Below are 400 nucleotides of genomic sequence, written 5' to 3'. Positions count from 1 at the left end.
AAATGGCGCAGCGTCATATTGATCATGTAATTCTTTCTCTGACTTCACCTGGCGCCCAGTCTATTTTAGATAAAGCCAAAGCCGTCTCTTTTGCCCGCGATACCAACGATTTTATCGTTGAGAATTATGTTAAGCCAAATCCGGACAAATTCAGCGCCTTCGCCACCCTGGCATTGCAGAACCCGGAAGCCGCGGCGGAAGAGCTGGAGCGCGCCGTGAAAAAGTTAGGCATGAAAGGTGCGCTGATCAACGGCTACACCAACGTTAAAGATAGCGAGCATGGCCTGTATCTTGATGACGAATCCATGCTGGTATTCTGGGATAAGGTCAACGAGCTGAACGTGCCTGTCTATCTGCATCCTCGTGAACCGCTGGAAGGCCCGGCGCGTGGCATCTATAC

The 400-nt window shown here is 51.0% G+C and carries 1 protein-coding gene; it reads left to right on the top strand.

Annotated elements, in window-relative coordinates; all coding sequences use genetic code 11:
• Positions 1–400, top strand: a 400-nt coding sequence (locus tag M3191_RS18345) for an amidohydrolase family protein (protein ID WP_251701747.1), incomplete at both ends; no start/stop codon positions are given.

It is taken from the genome of Sporosarcina luteola, from assembly GCF_023715535.1.
Taxonomy (GTDB): Bacteria; Bacillota; Bacilli; order Bacillales_A; family Planococcaceae; genus Sporosarcina; species Sporosarcina luteola_B.
Note: the sequence above shows the minus strand (reverse complement) of the source record. Positions and strands in the feature narration are given on the sequence as shown.